Genomic DNA, 20,024 nt, shown 5'->3' on the forward strand with positions numbered 1-20,024 from the left:
CCGCGTCAGTGACGTTTAAACGCGCCGCTTCCTTATGCAGGGGGCGGCGCGATGTCTTTGAGGCGGGCGAGAAATGCCTCATGTTGCGACACCTGCAAGCGCACGGGCAGGGTGATGACCTTGTGGCGAAAGCTGAGCGGCAGGCGCACCGCATCCTTTTCGGTGGTCACAAGCTGCGCCCCCAAGAGCCGGGATTCCTGTTCCAGCCGGGTGAGGAGTGCAGGCGCGAGCGATTGGTGATCTTCCAGCGCTTCGGCGCGGCGGATGTCAGCGCCAAGACCACGCAGGGTGGCAAAGAATTTCTCCGGATGACCGATACCGGCAAAGGCCAGAACCTTGGTGCCCTGCCATGGCATGCCGGTGGGCAGCGGGGCCACATGGCCGGTCAAGTGAGGGATCGTGATCTGCGGCCCCCATGTGGATTGAAACGCGTCCTGCGCGGCCTCATCGCCCAGCGACAGCACCAGATCGGCGCGGCTGAGGCCGGTGTCGACGGGTTCGCGCAACGGCCCGGCGGGCAGGCAGCGGCCATTGCCAAAGCCACGTTTGGCGTCCACCACGATGATAGAGAAATCCTTGGCCACCGAAGGGTTCTGAAACCCGTCGTCCATCAAAATAACGCTGGCCCCGGCTGCGGCGGCCTGCGTAACCCCCTTGCCACGATCCTTGGCGACCCAGACCTCGCCAAAGGCGGCCATCAGCAGAGGCTCATCGCCGACGTCCTGGGCGCTGTGGCTGCGCGGGTCGACCTGAACCGGGCCCTGAAGCTGACCACCGTAGCCGCGTGACACCACATGCACCCGGTGCCCGGCTGCGCCCAGTTGTTCCATCAGCCAGATCACGGTGGGGGTTTTGCCGGTGCCACCTGCGTTGAGGTTGCCGACACAGATCACCGGCACCGATGCTTTGACTGGGGTGCCCTTTTTCAGCCGTGCAGCCGTGCCACGGGCATAGAGCGCGCCGAGCGGCGACAGCAGGCAGGCGCGCAGATCAAAGGCGGCGGGAGGTTTGTTCCAGAACTCAGGCGGGCGCATGATTGATTTCGCTTTGATCCAGCAAATCCTGAATCCGGTCGAGGAGATTGTCTGTCATGACCGCACCTTCTGTTACCACCTGCCAGCCTGCAAGGGCCATCTCTGCCGCGCGGTCCGGTGACGAGAGGCGATAGACCGCATCCGAAAGCTCTTCTTCGCCGTGGATGCGCTCTGCCGCGCCGAGGGCTGCAAGCCGCTGATAGGCCTGCGCATGGGCGACCACGCCGGGGCCATGCAGGATCGCAGAGCCAAGCGCTGCGGCATCCAGCGGATTGGTGCCTTGCGCGCCCCGAATGAGGCTGTTGCCCAGAAAACAAAGCGGGCAGAGCCGATACCAAAGGCCAAGGTTCTCGGTCAGGCCAATCGCCACCTGCGTGTGGTCTTCGGGGTCTTCGCCCATGTCCCAATCGGCAAAGGCCAGCCCCTCTTTTTTCAAAAGACTGCGCGCGGCGTCCAGATCCTCAAAGGTTTCAACCGTGAGCACCAAAAGCAGCCGGTGCAGCGAGCGCAGGGCGGTCCGATGTGCTTTTACCACCGCTTGCAACTCCGAGAGGGAGACATGCGCGGCGAGCCAGATCGGGCGGCTGCCAAATTGCTTTTGCATCTGCGTCAATTCATCGTCGTTGCAGCTGGGCGGGGTGCTGGATTGAAACAGACGCCCGGAGGGGCGGATGCGTTCAGGGGGCACGCCTGCGCGTTTCAGCCGCTCGGACACCTCTGTGCCGGGTACGAGAATTTCGGCAAAACCATTGAGCAGCCGGTGGCGCTGATCCGGCAGCCAACGCGAGGCACGGCCGGGGAGTTCTTCGGCGTCGATATCGCACAAAAGCGCGGGCATGTTGCGTTCGCGGATCTGCCGCATCAACAGACGACGCAGCCGGCCCCCGGCCCAGACGCAGAGATCGGGGGACCAGTTCTCAAGAAAGCTGCGAATGTCATTGGGCTGCTCGACCGTCAGCGGCCCCAGTGCGATGTCGCAGCCATCGGGCAGCAGCGAGGGGCGCATGTCCTCTTCCCATGTGAGCATCATCGACAGATCCGGGCGCATCATCTTGAGCCGGTTGCCCACGTCACACAGGCCCAAGAGCCGCTCTTGGGTGGTCGCATGCGCCCAGACCAACTCACCTTCGGGGCGGGTCAGTCGGGCGGCGTCAGCGATATGTCCACCGCCGGGGCCAAACATCAGGTTTTGCGACCCTTAGACGTGTAGATCAGCCGTGACAGCAGCGCGCGGTGCATCTTGCGCCCCCCCGCCACAACGCCGTTTTGCAAGGCATCTGGGCGATTGAACGTGAGCGCAGCGCCGCTGCGGTCAGTGGCGAGGCCGCCGGATTCCTGCACGATCAACACCCCTGCGGCGATGTCCCATTCCCACGTGGGGCGCAGGGTGAGCATGGCGTCATAGGTGCCATCCGCAACCCGCGACATGCGATAGGCCAGCGAGGGGCGGTGGCTGCGCCGAAAGGCGGGCGGGGTGCCCGCGTGCCAGTGTTTGGCGTCCAGTGTCGGCTTGGCGCTCAGGATATGGGCGGTGTCGACGTTTTGCGCGGTGCTGGCCGCAATGGGGACGGCATTGCAGGTCGCGCCCTCGCCTGCGGCGGCGGCAAAGAGCAGGTCGCGCTGCGGCAGGTAGACCACTGCGGCGACGGGTTTTCCCGCCTCCACGATGGCCAGCGAATGCGCCCATGTGCGTGAGCCATCCGCAAAGCTGCGGGTGCCATCGATTGGGTCGATCACAAAGACGCGCTCGCAGGATTGGCGCAACGGGTCATTTTCGCTTTCCTCAGAGAGCCAGCCATAGTCGGGGCGTGCACCGCGCAGGTGGTCCTCCAGATAGCTGTTCACCGCAAGGTCGGCCTCGGTTACCGGGCCTGCGCCGTCGGGTTTGTCCCATTTCTGCGCCTCGGTGCCAGTGAACTGCCCCGCGATCTCGCCTGCCTTTTGGGCGGCGGTGATGAGGAGGGACAGGTCATTCTCCGGCAAGGGTCATTCCCTCAACAAGGAGCGAGGGCACCACCCGCGACAGATGCCCGCGTGCGTCATTGGCGGGCACCAGCGTTTTCAGCATATCAAGGAGGTTTCCAGCGATGGTGACCTCATTCACAGGATACTGGATTTCGCCGTTTTCCACCCAGAAGCCGGACGCGCCACGCGAATAATCCCCGGTGTTGGGGTTGATGGTGGAGCCGATCATCGACGTCACCAGCAGCCCGGTGCCCATGTCGCGCAACAGGTCCGCGCGGGTTTTGTCACCCTCAGTCAGCGCAATATTCCAGTTCGACGGCGAGGGCACCGACCCGATGCCGCGCGCGGCGTTGCCGGTGCTGTGCAGGCCCAGCTTGCGGGCGGAGGCAAGGTCCATGGTCCAGCCGGTGAGCACGCCGTTTTCCACAATCGCGCGCTTCTGGGTGGGCAGGCCCTCGCCATCAAAGGGGCGCGAGCCGGACACACGGGGGCGGAAGGGGTCCTCGATGACCGAGAGGGTTTCGGGCAGGATCTGCGCGCCCAAGCGATCCTTGAGCCACGAAGAGCCGCGCGCCACCGCCGCGCCATTGGCGGCACCCAGAAGATGGCCGATCAGCGAGGAGGAGATGCGTTCGTCAAAGAGAACCGGATAGGCTCCGGTCTTGGGGCGACGGGCGTTCAGGCGCTCGATCGCGCGGGTGCCTGCGGTGTGACCGATTTCATCGGCACTGCGCAGATCGCTTTGATAGGTGCGGGTGTCGCCATCATAATCGCGTTCCATCCCGGTGCCGGTGCCCGCGATCCCCACGCAGGAAATCGAACGGCTGGTGCGGGCGTAGCCGCCGGAAAATCCGTTGCTGGCGGCCATGTGGATGTCATGACGCCCATAGCCTGCGGCGGCGGATTGGACCTGCGTGATGCCCTCAATGGCGGCGCAGGCCGCCTCGGCGGCGAGGGCGTCCTGTTGCAGCTGGTCGGGGGCAGGCTCGGCGCTTGGGTCGGCCATCTGAAGCGCGGCCAGATCCCAGTTCTGCGCCAGCTGATCCGCATCTGCCAGCCCGGCATAAGGGTCTTCGGGTGCTTCTTTGGCCATGGCGACGGCGCGTTCTGCCATGGCGGTCAGCGTCTCGGCGCGGGTGTCAGACGAGGAAACCTGCGCCTGTCGTTGCCCGACAAAGACCCGAAGCCCGATGTCGACCCCTTCTGAGCGTTCCGCATGTTCCAACGTGCCGTCGCGCACCTCGATAGAGAGGGAGCTGCCCTCGGCAGCCATGGCATCGGCAGAATCGGCCCCGGCCTTTCGGGCGGCGTCGAGCAGGGCGTGGCAGAGCGTTTCAGGAGTGTGTGTCATGGGCACCTTCGCAAATGGGTGGCATTGCTACAGAGCTAGCCAGACCGCCGCCCTACCGCAAGGCCTGTGCGCCATAAAAACGGGCCGCCCCCGGAAAAGGAGCGGCCCCATCACATACCGGGCGTGGCCCGGAATTGGATATTACTTCAGGCGCTGGCCGTTGGCGAGCACGTGACCTTCGTCGTTCACTTCGATCTTCGAGGTCACGGTATCGTCACCCGCAGAAACCGTGAACATGCCCATCATCATGCGCGCGCCCATGGCGTCATCCTCGGACACAAGACCCATGCCGATCAGCTTGTCGATCAGGGCGTTTGCGCCGACCAGTTTCAGGTTTGCTTCGCCTTCGGGGGCGGGCATACCGTCAAAGCTCTCCAGATCGGTGTTGTCGAAGGTGAAAGCACCGTCACCGGTCAGTTCCGCACCCGCAACGGAGAGCAGGATCTGGTTGATGCTGAGGGAGTTCACCTCACCCGGTGCTTCGTCGCCTTTTTCTACGGCTGCCATTTGTTCCTCGTCCACGAGGTCAAAGAACAGCTTGCCCTTGCCGGAGAGGTCGACAACGAGGTTTGCAGGATCGCGCGGCAGCTCTTCGTTCGGGTCGATCAGACCCCAGAGCATGTCCGGAACCGCAAATTCACGCAGCGACACGCCGAGAGCGAAGTCCTGCTCTTCATCGGATTTGGTCAGCGGCATCGCGAAGTTGGTGCCCATCTCTTTCATGCTGAGAGAGATCGGGAACGGGATGTCGGAGCCCATCATGTTCAGGGTGGTGTCAACCTGCGTCACATCATAGGTCAGCCCCTCTGGGCTCAGGCCGATGTTGAATTCGCCGCCCTTGGAAGAGGTCTGAACCTCAAAGGTGTCGGAGCCGTCGGCGCCCTTGATGTTGGTGTTGCCGGACTCGAAGGTGAATTTGCCGACATAGGCCATGCCCGCCTTGAGCATCGCCGCCACATCAGAGGGATCTTCGACCTTTGGCACGGTCATGTCGCCGGAGAAGTCGAGGCCCTGAAGGGTGCCGTTAAAGGCCGCGTTGTCGCTGCCTTCTGGCTCATTGAACATGAAGTCATAGGCCATGGTGGCGACAGTCATGCTCTGGGTGTAGGAGCGGACATCACCGATTTTCATCAGGGTGTTGCTGGCCAGATCGGTCATGTTGACGGTGAGGGCCGCAACATCCGTCGGCACCGCTTCGCCTTCGATTTCGAGATCCTTCAGGGTGAGGCCTGCGGTCGCGGCGGAGTAGCTGTACTCCATCTCGGAGGTGTCACCGCTGACAACCATCGGGCTGCCGTCATGGGTGTAGATCAGGCTGCCGGAGATGGCGTCGCCGTCGGCATTGAAGTCAAAGGCCATCGGGTATTCGGCAGGCATCACCATGTTCACGGTGCCATCGCCGTTTTCGATGAATTCCAGCGTGCCCATGGTCATGGAGAAGGCGTCGCCTTCGATGTCCATCGACATGGTGATGTCGGAGACGGTGAGCTTGCCGCTGCTTTCGGTTTCGGAAGCGGTGACCTCGTAACCGGTGCTGGACATATAGTCCTTCCAGTCGGACCAGACATCCTGTGCGCTGAGATCAGCGTGCGCGGCCTGAGCAATCAGCAAAATCGGGGCGACAGCACCCATGCCACGAAAAAAAGAAACAGACATAAGAAGAACCTTTCCTAGCGAAGAGTTGGGGCGAACCTCTCCGCTTGTGCGGGCATGGTCAAGGGAGCCAATGACTGGACCGTTCCCCCCAAGTCAGATTAACACATATGAACACGTCGGTTGGGAGACAAGTTATGAAATTCGCGAATAAAACGATCGTCATTTCCGGTGCAAGCCGTGGCATCGGGGCCAGCGCTGCAAGGGAATTCGCGAGTCAGGGGGCCAATGTCGTGCTGTTGGCGCGCAGTACAGAGGCGCTGGAGACGCTTGCGGATGAGATCGGCGAAAAAGCGCTGGCACTGGCCTGTGATGTGGCTGATTACGCGGCAGTCGAGGCTGCATTTCAGCGCGCCAGCACGCATTTTGGCAGTCTCGATGTGCTGATTTGCAACGCGGGTATGATTGAACCCATCGCGCGGCTGGAACATGCCAAGCCTGCCGATTGGGCGCAGCTGATCAATGTGAATATCACTGGCGTTTTCAATATGATGCGCGCGGGCCTGCCACATCTGAAGGCCGCAGGCGGTGGCGCGGTTCTGACCATCGGGTCGGGGGCCTCGCAGCGCCCGCTGGAAGGCTGGAGCGCCTATTGCACCTCAAAGGCGGGGGCCGCGATGCTGACACAGGCGCTGCATCTTGAAGAGGGCGAGAACGGCATCCGCGTGATGGGGCTGTCACCGGGTACGGTGGCCACGCAGATGCAGCGTGAGATCAAGGTCAGCGGCATCAACCCGGTGAGCCAGCTTGCATGGGAAGATCACATCCCCGCCGAGTGGCCCGCCCGCACGCTTTTGTGGATGCTCAGCGCGGATGCGGATGAATTTATCGGCACTGAGGTGTCCTTGCGCGATGAAAATATCCGCAAACGGGTGGGGCTGATATGATCGAACATCATCAGGATTCGCGGGGGCTGCTGACCCTGCGGCTGAACCGTCCGGACAAGGCCAATGCGCTGACGCCCGAGATGCTGGAACAGCTGATCGAGATTGTGCAGGGTGCCCGTGCGGCGCGGGCGCTGATCCTGACGGGCACCGGCAAAGTGTTCAGCGCCGGTGCGGATCTGGATGCGGCGAAGGCGGGGCTTGCGACGTCGCCCCTGTGGGAAGAGCTCTCCGCTGCCTTGGCGGGATTGCCGTGCCTGAAGGTTGCTGCGCTCAATGGAACATTGGCGGGAGGGGCAAACGGCATGGCGCTGGCCTGCGATATCCGCATCGCGGTGCCCACGGCCAAGGTGTTTTATCCGGTGATGCAGCTTGGCTATTTGCCGCAGCCCTCTGATGCGGCGCGGATGCGCGCGCTTATTGGCCCTGCCCGTACCAAGATGATCTTGGTGGCGGGCCAGAAAATCACAGCGCAACAGGCCTATGAATTCGGATTGATCGACAGGATCGTCGCGCCGGAGGACCTGATGGCGGAGGCCGAGGCGCTGGTTGGCCCGTCGCTTGCGGCCCAGCCTGATATTGCGCGGGCAATCCTTCGGGCCGCTGCCGGGGACCCTCAGGAGAAATAGAGCTTGAGTTCCGAAAGGTAGCTTTGCCATTCGGCGCGACGGTGCTGGGTGCGCCCGGGGTCTTTTTGCGCCACCGCATGTACAATGAAGTTCTGCAACGTCACCAAGGGCGCGGTTGTTTCCAGAAACAGCCCGGTCTTGGTGCGCCCGTGAAAGACATAGTCGGTGTAGTCATAGGCCCAGTTGTTGAACTCATCGGTGATGACCACAACCGTCATGCCGGTTTTCTGGGCGAGGCGGGAAATCTGGATCGCCTCGCGCGCGAAGGGCACAATGTCGACGACGATCAGCACGTCCTGACTGTAGTCATCGCGGCCTGCGTCCACCCATTCCACCAGACCGCCGGAGTTTGCTGAAACGAAGTGCACGGAACTGCGCACGATATTGAGCCGTTTTGCAAAATCTTCTGCCACGCCGCTAACGGTCTGAAATCCCGTGACATAGACCCGGCGCGCCTGATCGAGTGTGGCGATCATCCGGGTCCAGTTCTCCGTCTCCATCTGTTGTGCAAGCGCCAGAAGCGACTCCGCCTCTGAGGTCAAAAAGCCGCTGAGAGAGCCTTCTTTCAGGCGTTCGCTGCGCAGGGAGGGTTCCAGCAAGGCGCTGGTCATTTCGGTGCGCAATGCTTCCTTGAGGCCGGAGATTCCCTTGTAGCCGAGTCGCTTGAGAAAGCGGGAGACGGTGATCTCGCTCACGCCCGCTTTGGCCGCGACAGAGGCGCCCGTTTCCAATCCGAGCTGTGCTTCGTTGAGCAACAGGTAGCGGGCAATCTTTGCCTCAGATTTGGTCAGCTCAGGCAATATCTTTTGAATTTTCAAAGACATCTCGCTTTCGGTTCCGGCTTGGGTCTTCTCGCTCAACGGCATCCTCCTTAGATGTGCAATGCATCATTTTTAAAAAATGATAGACTTATGTCATTTCACCTACCATGATCCAGACAGGAATACAGAGTTCGCATCAAAAATCGAACCTAACAAATCTGATCCACAGGGAGATCATCATGAATATGCTAGCCAAATTCGGGTGCGCCGGTGTCATGGCCGTTTCTTTTGCCGGTGCTGTGCAGGCTGAGGGGGGGCTGAACCTTTATAACTGGGGGGATTACATCAACCCCGGTATCCTCAAGAAATTTACCGAAGAAACCGGTATTGAGGTGAACCTCGACACCTATTCCTCCAACGAGGAAATGCTGGCCAAATTGCAGGCCGGCGCGACCGGCTATGATATCGTGTTCCCATCGGTCCACATGCAGGACATCATGTCAAAGCTCGACCTGTTGTTGCAGACCGACATCAACCAGAGCGCGGGATTTGCCAATATCGACCCGCTGTCATTGCGCGCCAAGAGCGACCCGGAGGGGGTGTTCTGCCTGCCTTATGCCTTTGGGACCGTGGGGATTTACTACAAGCCCGAGATCACCGGCGAGATCACCGGCTGGGAAGATTTCTTTGCGATCCCCGAAAAAACTGGTGGCCGCATCACCCTGCTCGATGACATGCGCGAAGTGCTGGCGATCGGGCATGTGATGAACGGCACCTCGGTAAACAGTGTCGACCCGGCAGAGATCACTGCGGCGCAGGACTATGTTCTAAAGCAGCGCCCGAATGTGTCGGCCTTTACCTATGACGTGCCGGGGCTGATCGCCACGGATGACATTGCCGCAGCACAGTATTTTATCGGTATGCATGTGCTCACCAGCAACATGGAAAATGTGAAATACGTGATCCCGAAAGAGGGCGGCACGCTTTATCAGGAAAACATGTGCGTGCTGAAATCCGCGCCGAATGCCGAAAATGCCAAGGCGTTCATGGAGTTCTACCTGCGCCCGGAGATCGCGGCGATGAATGTGGAACAGCAGTTCAACGGCACGCCCAATATTCCCGCGCGTGATCTGGCCTCGTATTATATCCGCAACAACACCAACATCACGCTCCCTGACGAGACTTACGAGCGGTTACAGACCTTTGAGGATCTGGGCCGGGGGCTGCGCCTTTATGACCGCGCGTGGAACACCATCCGCACCGCACAATAATCAGCTTTTGCACAGGCGGGCGGCGCACAACGTGCCGTCCGGCAGCGGAGAAACATATGACACAGATACTAGAGGTGCGCGGCGCTCGCCGTGTGTTCAAGACCCCCGAAGGCGGCACGGTGGCCGCATTGGACGGTGTGGATCTTGATGTGGGGCAGAATGAATTTGTGACCCTGCTGGGGCCGTCGGGATGTGGCAAGACCACGCTCTTGCGCTCGATCAGCGGGTTTGAGCAACTCGACAGCGGGGCGCTGATGCTGGAAGGCAAGGACATCGGCAGAATGCCCGCCTTTCGGCGTCCGGTGAACACGGTGTTTCAAAGCTATGCGCTGTTCTCGCATATGACCGTCGAGCGCAACGTGGCCTATAGTCTTGAGGTTGCGGGCGCGTCCAAGCAGGAGCAGAAAATCCTCGCGGGTGAAGCGCTGGAGATGGTGGGGTTGTCGGGGACGGGCAGCCGGATGCCGTCGCAACTGTCGGGCGGGCAGCGCCAGCGGGTGGCCTTGGCGCGGGCAATCGTTGCTCGGCCCAAGCTGTTGCTATTGGATGAGCCGCTGTCGGCGCTGGATCGGCGTCTGCGCCAGAAAATGCAGATTGAGCTGAAGGCGCTGCAATCGGAACTGGGCATCGCCTTTGTCTTTGTTACCCACGATCAGGAAGAGGCGCTGACCATGTCCGACCGGATCGTGGTGATGCGTGGCGGGCAGATCGAACAATGCGGTGCGCCGCGCGACATCTTTCGCAAGCCCCGCACAAAATTCGTGGCGGAGTTCATCGGTGATACCAACCTGTTTGAAACCACCATCGAGTGCGTGCATGGCGGGCGCATTCTGGCGCTGACCCGTGAGGGAACCAAGATCTGGCTCTCGGAAGAGACCAAGCTGGCCAAGGGCGATGCGGCGACGGTGGTCATTCGGCCCACGGATCTGCAAGTGCAAGACGCGCACAGCTCCTGCGGGTTTCGAGGCAAAATCACGCGGGTGATCTATCTGGGCACCGACCTGCATTATTATGTCCAGCCTGCGGTGGGCGGGCAGGAATTGCTGGTGGTGTCGCGCACCGATGGCAGCCGCCGCGCACCGGGGGATGAGGTCACGCTGACCTATCGGCCAGAGCGCGCCCATGTGGTGGAGGACTGCTGATGGCCACGCCACATACCCGCGAACGTCTGTTTCTATTTGGGTTGCTGACCCCTGTAACCCTGCTTCTGGGCATCTTCTTTTTGCTGCCGCTGGCGGTTATCGTCATCTACTCATGGCTGATGCCGGGCCTTTATGGCGGCGTCGAGTGGGAGTTCTATCACTGGAACTACGGACGTCTCTTTGGCTGGGCGGACGGGGTGATGGAGATCTACGAGCCGATCTATCTGAAGATCCTGCTGCGCTCGCTCAGCCTCGCGATCCTGACGGTGCTGTTGACGCTGGTGCTGTGCTACCCGGTGGCATTCTGGATTTCCCGGCTGTCGCCCCGCTGGCAGGTGGTGTTCCTGTTTCTTATTACCTTGCCGTTTTTCACCAGTCTGGTGGTGCGCCTTTATGCGTGGCTGCTGATCCTGAAGCCCTCGGGCGTGTTGAACAGCACCCTGTTGGGGATGGGTCTTATCAGCGAGCCGCTGGAGATCCTGTTCACCCGGACTGCAGTGGTGATCGGCATGGCCTATGTGATGATCCCTTTTATGTTCATGCCGCTGTTTGCGAGCATCGGAAATCTGGACCGTTCGCTGCTGGAGGCCAGCAGTGATCTGGGTGCTGGGCGGGTGCAGACCTTTTTCAAGGTGATGCTGCCGCAGACCATGCCCGGCGTGATTGGTGGATCGGTCATCGTGTTCATCCCGTCGGTTGGCAATTTCGTGGTGCCCGATGTGCTGGGCGGCGCGAAGGGGCTGATGATCGGTAATCTGGTCGAGCAGCAGTTCCTGTCGGCGCGCAACTGGCCGTTTGGCTCGGCATTGTCGGTGGTGATTATGGCCGTCGTGCTGGGGGTGATGCTGATCTATGTGACGCGACTGGTGCGCGAAGGGAGGGCGTCGTGATGAAATACCTTCGTCGTTTGCCGCTCTCGGCTATGCTGCTGACGTTTTACAGCCTGTTGTTCTTTGCCTTCATCTATGCGCCGCTGGCGTTGATCGTGACCTATTCGTTCAACGCCAACCCGGTGAACATGATGGTCTGGGACGGATTTACGCTGGATTGGTACCGGATCATCCTCGGTCTGAAAGATCGCCCGGTCGATATTGTGAACAGCTCCTCCGCCTATCTCGATTCCACCGATCAGTTGCTGGAGGCACTGCGCAACAGTCTGATCATCGCCACCTCGACCACCACGATCTCGACGGTGATTGGCACCAGTGCGGCGATTGCGCTGGCGCGGTTCCGGTTTCGGATGCGCGGGTTTTATCGCGGGCTGATGATGATGCCGATGACGATGCCGGACATCGTGCTTGGGATCGGGTTGCTGATCTTTTTTGTCAGCGCGGGCGCAAAGCTCGGGCTCACCACGATCATCATTGGCCACTGCACGTTTCTGACCTCTTATGTCTTTATCATCGTGCAGGCGCGGATGGCGGGGCTTGATCCGGCACTTGAGGAGGCCTCGGCCGATCTGGGGGCAAATGAGTGGCTGACCTTTCGCAAGGTGCTGTTGCCACAGTTGATGCCGGGGATCGCGGGGGGCGCCATGCTCGCCTTCATCATCTCGATGGATGATCTGGTCATCACCTATTTCATCTCGGGCACCGATAGCACCACCTTGCCGGTCTTTATCTTCTCGATGGTGCGGCGTGGGGTGAAGCCTGAGATCAACGCCATCGCAACCCTCATCATACTGGTTTCGATCATTATTGCGGCAGTCGGCCTATGGCTGCGCGCCCGTAGGAAAGACTAATGCAAGACAAGACTTCTGATAAACCACGCGCCCGTGATCTGGGGCTGCCGTTGCCGGGCACGCCGGGGGTTTTTAACGCGATCACCGATGTGCCGGGGGTTGCTGTCGGGTTCAGGACGCTGACCGATCCTGTGCGGCGGATGCGCACCGGGGTGACGGCGATTGTGCCCCGGCAGGATGCGGATGACCCGCAACCGGTCTGGGCCGGGCAGTATGCACTCAATGGGAATGGCGAGATGACCGGGACCCATTGGATCAATGATGCGGGGTATTTCCTCGGGCCGATCTGCATCACCAACACCCATGGTGTGGGCATGGTGCACCATGGCGCGACGCGCTGGATGATCGACCGCTACCCCACCCATTTCAGGCAGGGGCACGCCTGGGCCATGCCGGTGGTGGCCGAGACTTATGATGGCGTGTTGAACGACATCAACGCGCTGCATGTCAGCGCTGCCGATGCTGTCAAAGCACTGGAAACCGCGCGGTTTGGCCCCGTTGCCGAAGGCTCTGTCGGGGGTGGCAATGGGATGATTTGCTACGAATATAAGGGCGGTACAGGCACGTCCTCGCGGCTGGTTCAGATTGGCGACAAGACCTACACTGTGGCAGCACTTGTGCAGGCCAACCACGGGCTGCGTCCTTGGCTTAACATCTGCGGCGAGCCGGTGGGGCAGGCGTGGGACGAGAACCGGCTGCTGGATGCGGAAACCGGCTCGATCATCGTGATCCTTGCAACCGATGCGCCGCTTGGCCCCCTTGCGCTGCGGCATCTGGCCAAACGCGCGGCGATCGGGATTGGCCGGGGTGGCACGCCGGGGGGGAATAATTCGGGCGATATCTTCCTTGCGTTCTCGGTCGCCAATCCGCAGCCGATGCCGCAATCTGCGGGCCCCGAGACCACGAGGGTGGAACTCAACGGGGAATACATCGACCCGCTCTATCTGGCGGCGGTGGAGGCGGTGGAGGAATCCGTCCTGAACGCCATGGTGGCGGGGGAGGATGTCCCGACCGTAAAGCCCCCGAACAAGACCTGCAGCGCGCTCCCTGTGGAGCGGTTGCGCGCGCATTTCTCCCCGAGGCAGGACGCAGCGCAATAGAGTTGCGATAGATACAGGCAAGAGAAAAGGCGGCGCATTCCCTGCGCCGCCTTTTGATTGTGTATCAATGCCTTACTGCGGATCAGGCGTCGCGCTCCATGATCCATTCGACCTCTGGCGCGGCGACAAAGCGCCATTTGCGCAAGGGGCCTGCCATGACGTTGAGGTAATACATCTCAAACCCGTAGGGCGCGCCGCAGGGGTGGTGGCCGCGCGGCACCAAGACCACATCGCCATCCGCGACCGCCATGGTTTCATCCAGCTGCCCGTCATCGGTATAGACGCGCTGGATGCCAAAGCCGCTGGCCGGGTTCAGGCGGTGATAATAGGTCTCCTCCAGATAGGTGATCCGGGGGAAGTCATCCTCGTCGTGGCGGTGGCTGGGGAAGGACGACCAATGGCCGGCAGGGGTGAAGACCTCGGTGACCAGCAGGCTGTCGCAATAATCCTCGTTTTCCATCGCGATATTGTTGATGTAGCGGGTGTTGGTGCCCTTGCCGCGCTCTGTGAGGGTGATGCCCTCGGGGCCGATCCGGCGCGCCGCATGGCCGCCCTTGCCCGGTGCGGAGCAGACCGCGATGGTGCAATCGGTGGTGGCCTCGGCCTGCCAGTCGCTGCCATTGGGCATATAAAGACAATGGGGCGGGGTTTTCTCAAACACCGACATGCGCGCGCCCAACTCGCCCCAGTCCTGGCCTGCGCCGGTCAGGTTGGCTTTGCCTTCCACCATCACGAGGATCACCTCGCGGTCGCCGGTGACGTCCGCCACCCTCTCGCCCGCGCGCAGACGGTGCAGGGCGAAGCCCACGTAGCGCCAGCCTGCACTTTCGGGGGTGATGCGGTGCACCTCGCCATGGGTGCCAAAGGGTTTTCGCAGCAGATCGCTCATGGGTCTTGCCTCCTGTTGTTGGGGTGCGGGGATTAACCCGCAACCTCTAGCCCATAGCGCGCGCAGAGGTCGCGAATGGTCTGATAGCCCAGTTTTGAGGCCGCATAGGGCGCAACCTTGGCGGGGTCTTGCTCGGCCTCGACCACGATCCAGCCCTGATAGCCCATCTTGGCCAGACGTTCGGTCACGGCCGCAAAATCGATGGACCCTTCGGCATCCCCCGGCACGGTAAAGGCCCCGGCGATCACCGCATCCAGAAAGGACCAGCTCTCAGTGCGGGCTTGCGCGGCGATATTGGCGCGCAGATCCTTATAGTGGACGTGGTGGATGCGGTCGCCCCATTTGTCGAGCGTGCCCAGCAGATCGCCGCCGCCAAAGACCAGATGGCCGGTGTCATAAAGCAACGTCACCTCGGGGCTGCTGGCCTCCATTAGCCAGTCGATATCCTCCTGATCCTCGATGAAGGCGCCCATGTGGTGGTGATAGGCGAGAGGCAGGCCCTTGTCGGTCATCCACTTGGCCAGTTCAGAGAGCTTGGCCGCATAGGCGCGCACCTCGTCCCGCGCAAGCTTGGGGCGGTTGTTCACCGGGGTCGTGCGGTCGCCCTGCACGGTGTTGGAGCATTCCGCATAGACCAGACAGGGCGCGCCCAAAGCGGCGAATTGTGCGACCTGCTCTGCGATGGCGGCCTTTTCGGTCTCGACGTCATTCACCAACAGGTTGCCCGAGCACCAGCCTCCACAAAGCGAAATATCGTATTCGTTCAGATACTTGCGCAGACCTTCGGTGTCCTGGGGCATGCGGCGGCCACGTTCGACCCCGGTATAGCCGATCTCGCGCGCTTCGCTCAGGGCCTGTTCCATCGTGTAGGCGGCGGTGAGGTCGGGCAGGTCGTCGTTCTGCCATGCGATGGGGGAGATGCCGATCTTGACGCTCATGGGCGGTGTCTTTCGTTGAGGGCGCATGTCCGCGCCTGATCCAAAATTGGGGCCTTTCCGGCGCGCGGGAGGACGCACCCCGGAAAGGCAGGCCACGGGCGTCAGTTGAGCGCGCGGGCCTTGATCTGTTTTTCATATTCGGCGCGTTTGGCGCGCACCTCGGCCCGCTCGGACACTTCGGGCACCGCCACGTCCCACCAATGGCCGCCATCGGGCGTCGAGGGGTAGGGGTCGGTGTCGATCACCACCACAAACGGCCCTTTGGCGGATTTGGCGCGGCTCAGGGCCTCTTCCAGTTCCGCGATGCTGCTGACATGAACGGCCGCCGCCCCCATGGACGCGGCATGGGCGGCAAAGTCGATGTTGGACGGCGTCACGTGATGGGCATGGTCGAGGAGGTTGTTAAACTCTGCCCCGCCGGTGCCCATTTGCAGCCGGTTGATGCAGCCGTAGCCGCGATTGTCGGTGATCACCACGGTCATGTCGATGCCCAGCATCGCCGCCGTCGCCAGTTCCGAGTTGGCCATCATATAGCTGCCGTCGCCGATCATGCAGATCACATCGCGGTCTGGCTGCGCCATCTTGATGCCCATGGCGCCGGCGATCTCATACCCCATGCAGGAATAGCCGTATTCCATGTGATAGGCACCGGGGCGCGGGGCTTTCCACAGCTTATGCAGCTCACCCGGCATGGTGCCCGCCGCGCACATCACCACCGTGTCGGGACCAGAGGCCCGTTGCACCGCGCCGATCACCTGCTGGTCAGTCGGCAGTTGGATGTCCTCGCGCGGGGCGGCGGTGAGCGGGTCAACGGCGCTGAACCACGCCTCCTTGAGGGTGGCGGAGGGGGCGGCGAATTGCAGATCGCCAAGCGCCGCGTCCAGCAGCTCCAGCCCGACGCGGGCATCGCAGCAGAGCGGCTCAGCGCCATGTTTCATTGCGTCATAGGCAGCAACATTGAGGGAAACGAGCGTGCGAGCCGGGTTCTGGAACAGGTTCCACGAGCCGGTGGTGAAATCCTGAAATCTTGTGCCAACACCGAGAACCAGATCGGCCCCGGCGCAGATCTCATTGGCAGAGCCCGCACCGGTCACGCCTACGGGGCCGAGGTTCAGCGGGTGATCCCATGCAAGGGCGGATTTGCCCGCCTGGCTTTCGACAACCGGGATCTGATGCGCCTCGGCAAAACTTTGCAGCGCGGCGCAGGCGTCCGCGTAATGCACGCCCCCCCCGGCCACGATCACTGGAGATTTTGCGGCTTTCAGCAGGTCGGCCACCCGCGCCAGCTCGCCCTCATCGGGGCGGGGACGGCGGGTTTGCCAGACGCGCGGCGCAAAGAAGGCCTCGGGCCAGTCATAGGCCTCGGCCTGCACGTCCTGACAGAAGGACAGGCAGACCGGACCGCAGTCTGCCGGATCGGTCATGGTGCGAAAGGCGCGCGGCAGGGCGGTCAGCAGCTGTTCAGGGCGCGTGATGCGGTCGAAATAGCGCGTGACCGGTTTGAAGCAATCATTGGCGCTGGTGGTGCCATCGCCGAAATCCTCGATCTGCTGCAACACCGGGTCGGGGCCCCGGTTGGCAAAGACATCGCCGGGGATCAGCAACAGCGGCAGCCGGTTCACATGCGCCAGCGCCGCCGCCGTCACCATATTGGTGGCACCGGGGCCGATGGAGGAGGTGACCGCCATCGCTCGTTTGCGCGCGGACTGCTTGGCATAGGCAATCGCTGCATGGGCCATGGTTTGCTCGTTATGGCCGCGATAGGTGCGAAATTCGTCGCGCGCGCCATGTAACGCCTCGCCCAGACCGGCCACATTGCCATGGCCAAAGATCGCCCAGATCCCGGCTAGGAAGGGTTCGCCCTCCTCGTTCAGTTGTGCGGCGATATATTTCACCATCGCCTGCGCTGCAGTTAGCCGGATCGTGCTCATTGTGCCGCCTCCATCGTGCGTGCGCGTGCCTGCGCCCAGATATCGCAAAGCCGGGCGTAATTTTCTGTCATGCGCGCCACGGCGCTGTCGTCGTCAATGCGGCCTGCAAACCAGTCGCGGGCCACATCGCCAAAGATCGTCCGCCCCACGGCAAACCCCTTGACCAGCGGGAAGCGCACGGCGAGGGCAAAGCTCTCGCGCAGCTGGTCCTCCGGGGCGTCCAGACCGAGCACCACGATACCACGGGTGCGTTTGTCGTTGCGCTCGATCGCATCGCAGCTTGCGGCCCATGCGGCCTCGGAGCGGAAGGGTTCAAGCTTCCACCAATCAGGGTAGATGCCCGCATCGTAAACGCGCTGGATGACATCTGGCGTGGTTTTATCGTCAAAGGGGCCGACCTTGGAGGGGATCACCTCCAGCAGGAATTCAAGCCCGTTGCGGCGGCAGGACTGGAACACGCGCGTAATGGTGGCGATCTGGTCGGCCCACATCGCGTCATCATCGTCGGGATGCGGGAAGCACAGGCATTTGACCACATGTTCGCCGGGCCATTCCTTCAGCCCGCCCGCATCCTCGCCCACCTGCGGTTCCAGCCGCAAGGGGCGCGAGCCGGGCCATTCCACCGGGCGGCCGATCCACAGACCCTGACCCGCTGCCGCATAGAGCGCGCGCGCGCCAAGGCGACCGTCGCAGAGGATGCCGTGACCGGGGCGGCCAGCGGCCTGTGTAACAGCGGCCCTGAGGCAGAGCTCCTTGAACGCGCCGATGCGCTCGGGCGTGGCGCCGTCCATCTCTTCCATCTGCATGCGGTGATCAAAGGCAAAGACCCGCAGATCGTCCCAGTCACGCTTGCGGGTGGTGGACCAGTGGATCTGCTCCAGTGCTGTGTCGTTGCGCAGGGCTTTCTCCACCACGCCGCGCTGGAGGAAGAATTGCAACTCTTCCCAGCTGGGGTAGGCGGGGGTGCAGCCATGACGGCTGACGGCAAAGGCCCCGCAGGCATTGGCGTATTTGAGCGAGGTGGGCCAGTCTTCACCGTCGAGCCAGCCCTTTAAAAGACCGGACATGAAGCCATCGCCCGCGCCAAGCACATTAAAGACCTCGATGGGAAAGCCGGGGCCGCTTTGGCCCGCGTCCAGCCTGTCCGGGATCGCGCCGGTGAAGGCCACCGCGCCATCGGCACCGCGCTTGCACACCAGCGTCGCCCCCGAGACCGCGCGCACGGCGCGCAGCGCTGCGACCGTGTCGGTGGTGCCGCCTGCGATGTGGAATTCCTCTTCAGTGCCGACGATCAGGTCAAACAGATGCAGGGTGGATTGCAGTTTTTCCGTCACCGCTGCTGAGGCAATAAAGCGGTTTTCGCCGTCGCCGTGACCGGAGAGCCCCCAGAGGTTGGGGCGGAAATCAATGTCCAGCGCGGTCTGCGCGCCGTGTTTGCGCGCGAAGTCCAGCGCTTTCAGCACCGCCGCCTCGGTCCGCGGGTTCGACAGGTGGGTGCCGGTGGCGACCACGGCGCGGGCGCGGGCAATGAAGCCTTCGTCCACGTCCTGCGCGCTCAGCGCCATATCGGCGCAATTCTCGCGGTAGAAAATCAGCGGGAACTGGTCCTCATCGCGAATGCCGAGCAGCACAAGGGCCGTCAGTCGTTCCGGGTCGGTGAGGACGCCGGTGACGTCGACGCCCTCCTTCACCAGTTCCTCGCGCAGGAAACGGCCCATATGCTCGTCCCCGACCTTGGTCATCAGCGCCGAACGCAAGCCCAGACGCGCGGTGCCCGTCGCCATATTGGTCGGGGAGCCACCGACGTATTTCTCGAAACTGCGCATGTCCTCCAGACGGCCACCGACCTGCGCGCCATAAAGGTCAACGGACGCGCGCCCGATGGTGATGAGGTCCAGATCCTTGGTCATTACACAGTGCCCCCAAGCGAGCCTTCGAGCTGGGCCATTTCCTGACCACCCGCCATGAGATCCTGCAGCTCTTCCGGTGTGATCTGGCCGCGCTGTGCGGTGCCCAGCGTCTTGCCGCGATTGAGCACGGTGAACCGGTCGCCCACGGCCAGCGCGTGGCGCACGTTGTGACTGATGAACACCACGCCGACGCCTTGTTTGCGCACCCGGTCGATGGTGGCGAGCACATTCGAGGTCTGCCGCACGCCAAGCGCCGAGGTGGGCTCATCCAGGATCAGCACCCGCGCGCCGAAATAGACCGCGCGCGCAATGGCAACTGTCTGGCGTTCACCACCTGAGAGCGTGCCGACCGCCTGATCGGGGCCGCGCAGGTTGATGCCCATCTTGCGCATCTCCTCCACGGTGGTCTGGTTCATCATCTCGATGTCCATGCGGCGGAAGGGCTTGGAACCCTTGAGCGGCTCGCGCCCCATGAAGAAATTGCGCGTCACACTCATCAGCGGGATCATGGCAAGATCCTGAAACACCGTGGCAATCCCGGCCTCCATCGCATCACGCGGGCTGTCGAAATTCATCGGTTGCCCGTCGATGGTGATTGCGCCCTTGGTGGGTTTGTGCACGCCCGACATGGTCTTGATAAAGGTCGATTTGCCCGCGCCATTGTCGCCAAGCAGACAGTGGCATTCGCCCGGTTTCACATCAAAGCTGACACCGGCAAGCGCGATGATATTGCCGAAATGCTTCTCGATGTTCTGCATTTCGATGATCGGCTTGGCCGCGTCCTGCGGGCTGCCGTGGTGAAAGGTCGTGTCTTCGGTCATCTGC

Annotated in this window: 18 protein-coding genes; 7 read left to right on the forward strand and 11 right to left on the reverse strand. The window is 62.1% G+C overall.

All coding sequences use genetic code 11. From position 1 onward, the window contains the following. Positions 1-32: 32 nt before the first annotated feature. The 5 genes from lpxK to UB90_RS15715 all read right to left on the reverse strand — a co-directional run bounded on the left by lpxK (position 33) and on the right by UB90_RS15715 (position 6,006). A complete protein-coding gene (gene lpxK / locus UB90_RS15695) occupies positions 33-1,034 on the reverse strand; it encodes a tetraacyldisaccharide 4'-kinase (RefSeq protein ID WP_065326334.1) in 1,002 nt (333 codons plus the stop codon). Then, the gene (locus UB90_RS15700) at positions 1,021-2,217 is read right to left on the reverse strand and encodes a 3-deoxy-D-manno-octulosonic acid transferase (RefSeq protein WP_065326333.1); all 1,197 of its coding nucleotides are present in this window, start codon (positions 2,215-2,217) and stop codon (positions 1,021-1,023) included. Before UB90_RS15700 ends, lpxK begins: the two co-directional genes overlap by 14 nt. Next, the gene (locus tag UB90_RS15705) at positions 2,217-3,017 is read right to left on the reverse strand and encodes a 3'(2'),5'-bisphosphate nucleotidase CysQ (RefSeq protein WP_065326332.1); all 801 of its coding nucleotides are present in this window, start codon (positions 3,015-3,017) and stop codon (positions 2,217-2,219) included. The genes UB90_RS15700 and UB90_RS15705 overlap by 1 nt, the downstream gene beginning before the upstream one ends. After that, a complete protein-coding gene (locus tag UB90_RS15710; RefSeq protein ID WP_065326331.1) occupies positions 3,004-4,350 on the reverse strand; it encodes a TldD/PmbA family protein in 1,347 nt (448 codons plus the stop codon). Before UB90_RS15710 ends, UB90_RS15705 begins: the two co-directional genes overlap by 14 nt. 141 nt (positions 4,351-4,491) lie before the next feature. After that, positions 4,492-6,006 (reverse strand): DUF2125 domain-containing protein, encoded by a 1,515-nt coding sequence (locus tag UB90_RS15715; protein WP_065326330.1) that lies wholly within the window; start codon positions 6,004-6,006, stop codon positions 4,492-4,494. Positions 6,007-6,140: 134 nt separating this feature from the next. On the opposite strand from UB90_RS15715, the gene UB90_RS15720 reads away from it, so the two are divergent. Then, positions 6,141-6,890 (forward strand): SDR family oxidoreductase, encoded by a 750-nt coding sequence (locus UB90_RS15720; RefSeq protein ID WP_065326329.1) that lies wholly within the window; start codon positions 6,141-6,143, stop codon positions 6,888-6,890. Further along, complete coding sequence (locus tag UB90_RS15725; RefSeq protein ID WP_065326328.1) at positions 6,887-7,516, forward strand: enoyl-CoA hydratase/isomerase family protein; 630 nt, start codon at positions 6,887-6,889, stop codon at positions 7,514-7,516. The genes UB90_RS15720 and UB90_RS15725 overlap by 4 nt, the downstream gene beginning before the upstream one ends. Here the strand turns inward: UB90_RS15725 and UB90_RS15730 are convergent. Continuing rightward, positions 7,504-8,382, reverse strand: coding sequence for a MurR/RpiR family transcriptional regulator (locus UB90_RS15730; RefSeq protein ID WP_065326327.1), 879 nt, complete (start codon positions 8,380-8,382; stop codon positions 7,504-7,506). The two genes, UB90_RS15725 and UB90_RS15730, sit on opposite strands and share 13 nt — an antisense overlap. Positions 8,383-8,516: 134 nt before the next feature. Between UB90_RS15730 and UB90_RS15735 the strand changes: the two genes are divergently transcribed. The 5 genes from UB90_RS15735 to UB90_RS15755 are packed head-to-tail and all read left to right on the forward strand — an operon-like array spanning position 8,517 to position 13,531. Next, complete coding sequence (locus UB90_RS15735) at positions 8,517-9,548, forward strand: polyamine ABC transporter substrate-binding protein (RefSeq protein WP_065326326.1); 1,032 nt, start codon at positions 8,517-8,519, stop codon at positions 9,546-9,548. A 56-nt stretch (positions 9,549-9,604) separates the two neighbouring features. Next, entirely contained in the window at positions 9,605-10,690 is a 1,086-nt protein-coding gene (locus tag UB90_RS15740) for an ABC transporter ATP-binding protein (protein WP_065326325.1), read from the forward strand. Then, positions 10,690-11,580, forward strand: coding sequence for an ABC transporter permease (locus tag UB90_RS15745; RefSeq protein ID WP_065326324.1), 891 nt, complete (start codon positions 10,690-10,692; stop codon positions 11,578-11,580). The genes UB90_RS15740 and UB90_RS15745 overlap by 1 nt, the downstream gene beginning before the upstream one ends. Continuing rightward, positions 11,580-12,431: an ABC transporter permease gene (locus tag UB90_RS15750; protein ID WP_009177829.1), complete on the forward strand. Its 852-nt coding sequence runs from the start codon at positions 11,580-11,582 to the stop codon at positions 12,429-12,431. Before UB90_RS15745 ends, UB90_RS15750 begins: the two co-directional genes overlap by 1 nt. Continuing rightward, positions 12,431-13,531: a DmpA family aminopeptidase gene (locus tag UB90_RS15755; protein ID WP_065326323.1), complete on the forward strand. Its 1,101-nt coding sequence runs from the start codon at positions 12,431-12,433 to the stop codon at positions 13,529-13,531. The genes UB90_RS15750 and UB90_RS15755 overlap by 1 nt, the downstream gene beginning before the upstream one ends. Before the next feature lie 82 nt (positions 13,532-13,613). Here UB90_RS15755 and iolB read toward each other — a convergent pair whose 3' ends face one another. From iolB to UB90_RS15780, 5 genes are all read right to left on the reverse strand, one after another. Beyond that, a complete protein-coding gene (iolB, locus tag UB90_RS15760) occupies positions 13,614-14,420 on the reverse strand; it encodes a 5-deoxy-glucuronate isomerase (protein ID WP_065326322.1) in 807 nt (268 codons plus the stop codon). Between the two features lie 32 nt (positions 14,421-14,452). Next, the gene (iolE, locus tag UB90_RS15765) at positions 14,453-15,358 is read right to left on the reverse strand and encodes a myo-inosose-2 dehydratase (protein WP_065326321.1); all 906 of its coding nucleotides are present in this window, start codon (positions 15,356-15,358) and stop codon (positions 14,453-14,455) included. 101 nt (positions 15,359-15,459) lie between these two features. Further along, the gene (iolD, locus tag UB90_RS15770) at positions 15,460-17,289 is read right to left on the reverse strand and encodes a 3D-(3,5/4)-trihydroxycyclohexane-1,2-dione acylhydrolase (decyclizing) (protein ID WP_065326320.1); all 1,830 of its coding nucleotides are present in this window, start codon (positions 17,287-17,289) and stop codon (positions 15,460-15,462) included. Continuing rightward, positions 17,286-19,199 (reverse strand): bifunctional 5-dehydro-2-deoxygluconokinase/5-dehydro-2-deoxyphosphogluconate aldolase, encoded by a 1,914-nt coding sequence (locus UB90_RS15775; protein ID WP_065326319.1) that lies wholly within the window; start codon positions 19,197-19,199, stop codon positions 17,286-17,288. Before UB90_RS15775 ends, iolD begins: the two co-directional genes overlap by 4 nt. Beyond that, a complete protein-coding gene (locus tag UB90_RS15780; protein ID WP_050774619.1) occupies positions 19,199-20,020 on the reverse strand; it encodes an ATP-binding cassette domain-containing protein in 822 nt (273 codons plus the stop codon). Before UB90_RS15780 ends, UB90_RS15775 begins: the two co-directional genes overlap by 1 nt. Positions 20,021-20,024: the final 4 nt, after the last annotated feature.

This window comes from Tritonibacter mobilis (assembly GCF_001681715.1).
In the GTDB taxonomy this organism is placed as follows: Bacteria; Pseudomonadota; Alphaproteobacteria; order Rhodobacterales; family Rhodobacteraceae; genus Epibacterium; species Epibacterium mobile.

What these genes read in the sequence shown, in the direction of transcription:
- UB90_RS15755 (WP_065326323.1), top strand. Translation starts at nt 12,431, where the DNA reads ATGCAAGACAAGACTTCTGATAAACCACGCGCCCGTGATCTGGGGCTG.
- UB90_RS15710 (WP_065326331.1), bottom strand. Translation starts at nt 4,350, where the DNA reads ATGACACACACTCCTGAAACGCTCTGCCACGCCCTGCTCGACGCCGCC.
- UB90_RS15775 (WP_065326319.1), bottom strand. Translation starts at nt 19,199, where the DNA reads ATGACCAAGGATCTGGACCTCATCACCATCGGGCGCGCGTCCGTTGAC.
- UB90_RS15735 (WP_065326326.1), top strand. Translation starts at nt 8,517, where the DNA reads ATGAATATGCTAGCCAAATTCGGGTGCGCCGGTGTCATGGCCGTTTCT.
- UB90_RS15745 (WP_065326324.1), top strand. Translation starts at nt 10,690, where the DNA reads ATGGCCACGCCACATACCCGCGAACGTCTGTTTCTATTTGGGTTGCTG.
- iolD (WP_065326320.1), bottom strand. Translation starts at nt 17,289, where the DNA reads ATGAGCACGATCCGGCTAACTGCAGCGCAGGCGATGGTGAAATATATC.
- UB90_RS15780 (WP_050774619.1), bottom strand. Translation starts at nt 20,020, where the DNA reads ATGACCGAAGACACGACCTTTCACCACGGCAGCCCGCAGGACGCGGCC.
- iolE (WP_065326321.1), bottom strand. Translation starts at nt 15,358, where the DNA reads ATGAGCGTCAAGATCGGCATCTCCCCCATCGCATGGCAGAACGACGAC.
- lpxK (WP_065326334.1), bottom strand. Translation starts at nt 1,034, where the DNA reads ATGCGCCCGCCTGAGTTCTGGAACAAACCTCCCGCCGCCTTTGATCTG.
- UB90_RS15740 (WP_065326325.1), top strand. Translation starts at nt 9,605, where the DNA reads ATGACACAGATACTAGAGGTGCGCGGCGCTCGCCGTGTGTTCAAGACC.
- UB90_RS15730 (WP_065326327.1), bottom strand. Translation starts at nt 8,382, where the DNA reads ATGCCGTTGAGCGAGAAGACCCAAGCCGGAACCGAAAGCGAGATGTCT.
- UB90_RS15720 (WP_065326329.1), top strand. Translation starts at nt 6,141, where the DNA reads ATGAAATTCGCGAATAAAACGATCGTCATTTCCGGTGCAAGCCGTGGC.
- UB90_RS15725 (WP_065326328.1), top strand. Translation starts at nt 6,887, where the DNA reads ATGATCGAACATCATCAGGATTCGCGGGGGCTGCTGACCCTGCGGCTG.
- UB90_RS15700 (WP_065326333.1), bottom strand. Translation starts at nt 2,217, where the DNA reads ATGTTTGGCCCCGGCGGTGGACATATCGCTGACGCCGCCCGACTGACC.
- UB90_RS15715 (WP_065326330.1), bottom strand. Translation starts at nt 6,006, where the DNA reads ATGTCTGTTTCTTTTTTTCGTGGCATGGGTGCTGTCGCCCCGATTTTG.
- UB90_RS15750 (WP_009177829.1), top strand. Translation starts at nt 11,580, where the DNA reads ATGAAATACCTTCGTCGTTTGCCGCTCTCGGCTATGCTGCTGACGTTT.
- iolB (WP_065326322.1), bottom strand. Translation starts at nt 14,420, where the DNA reads ATGAGCGATCTGCTGCGAAAACCCTTTGGCACCCATGGCGAGGTGCAC.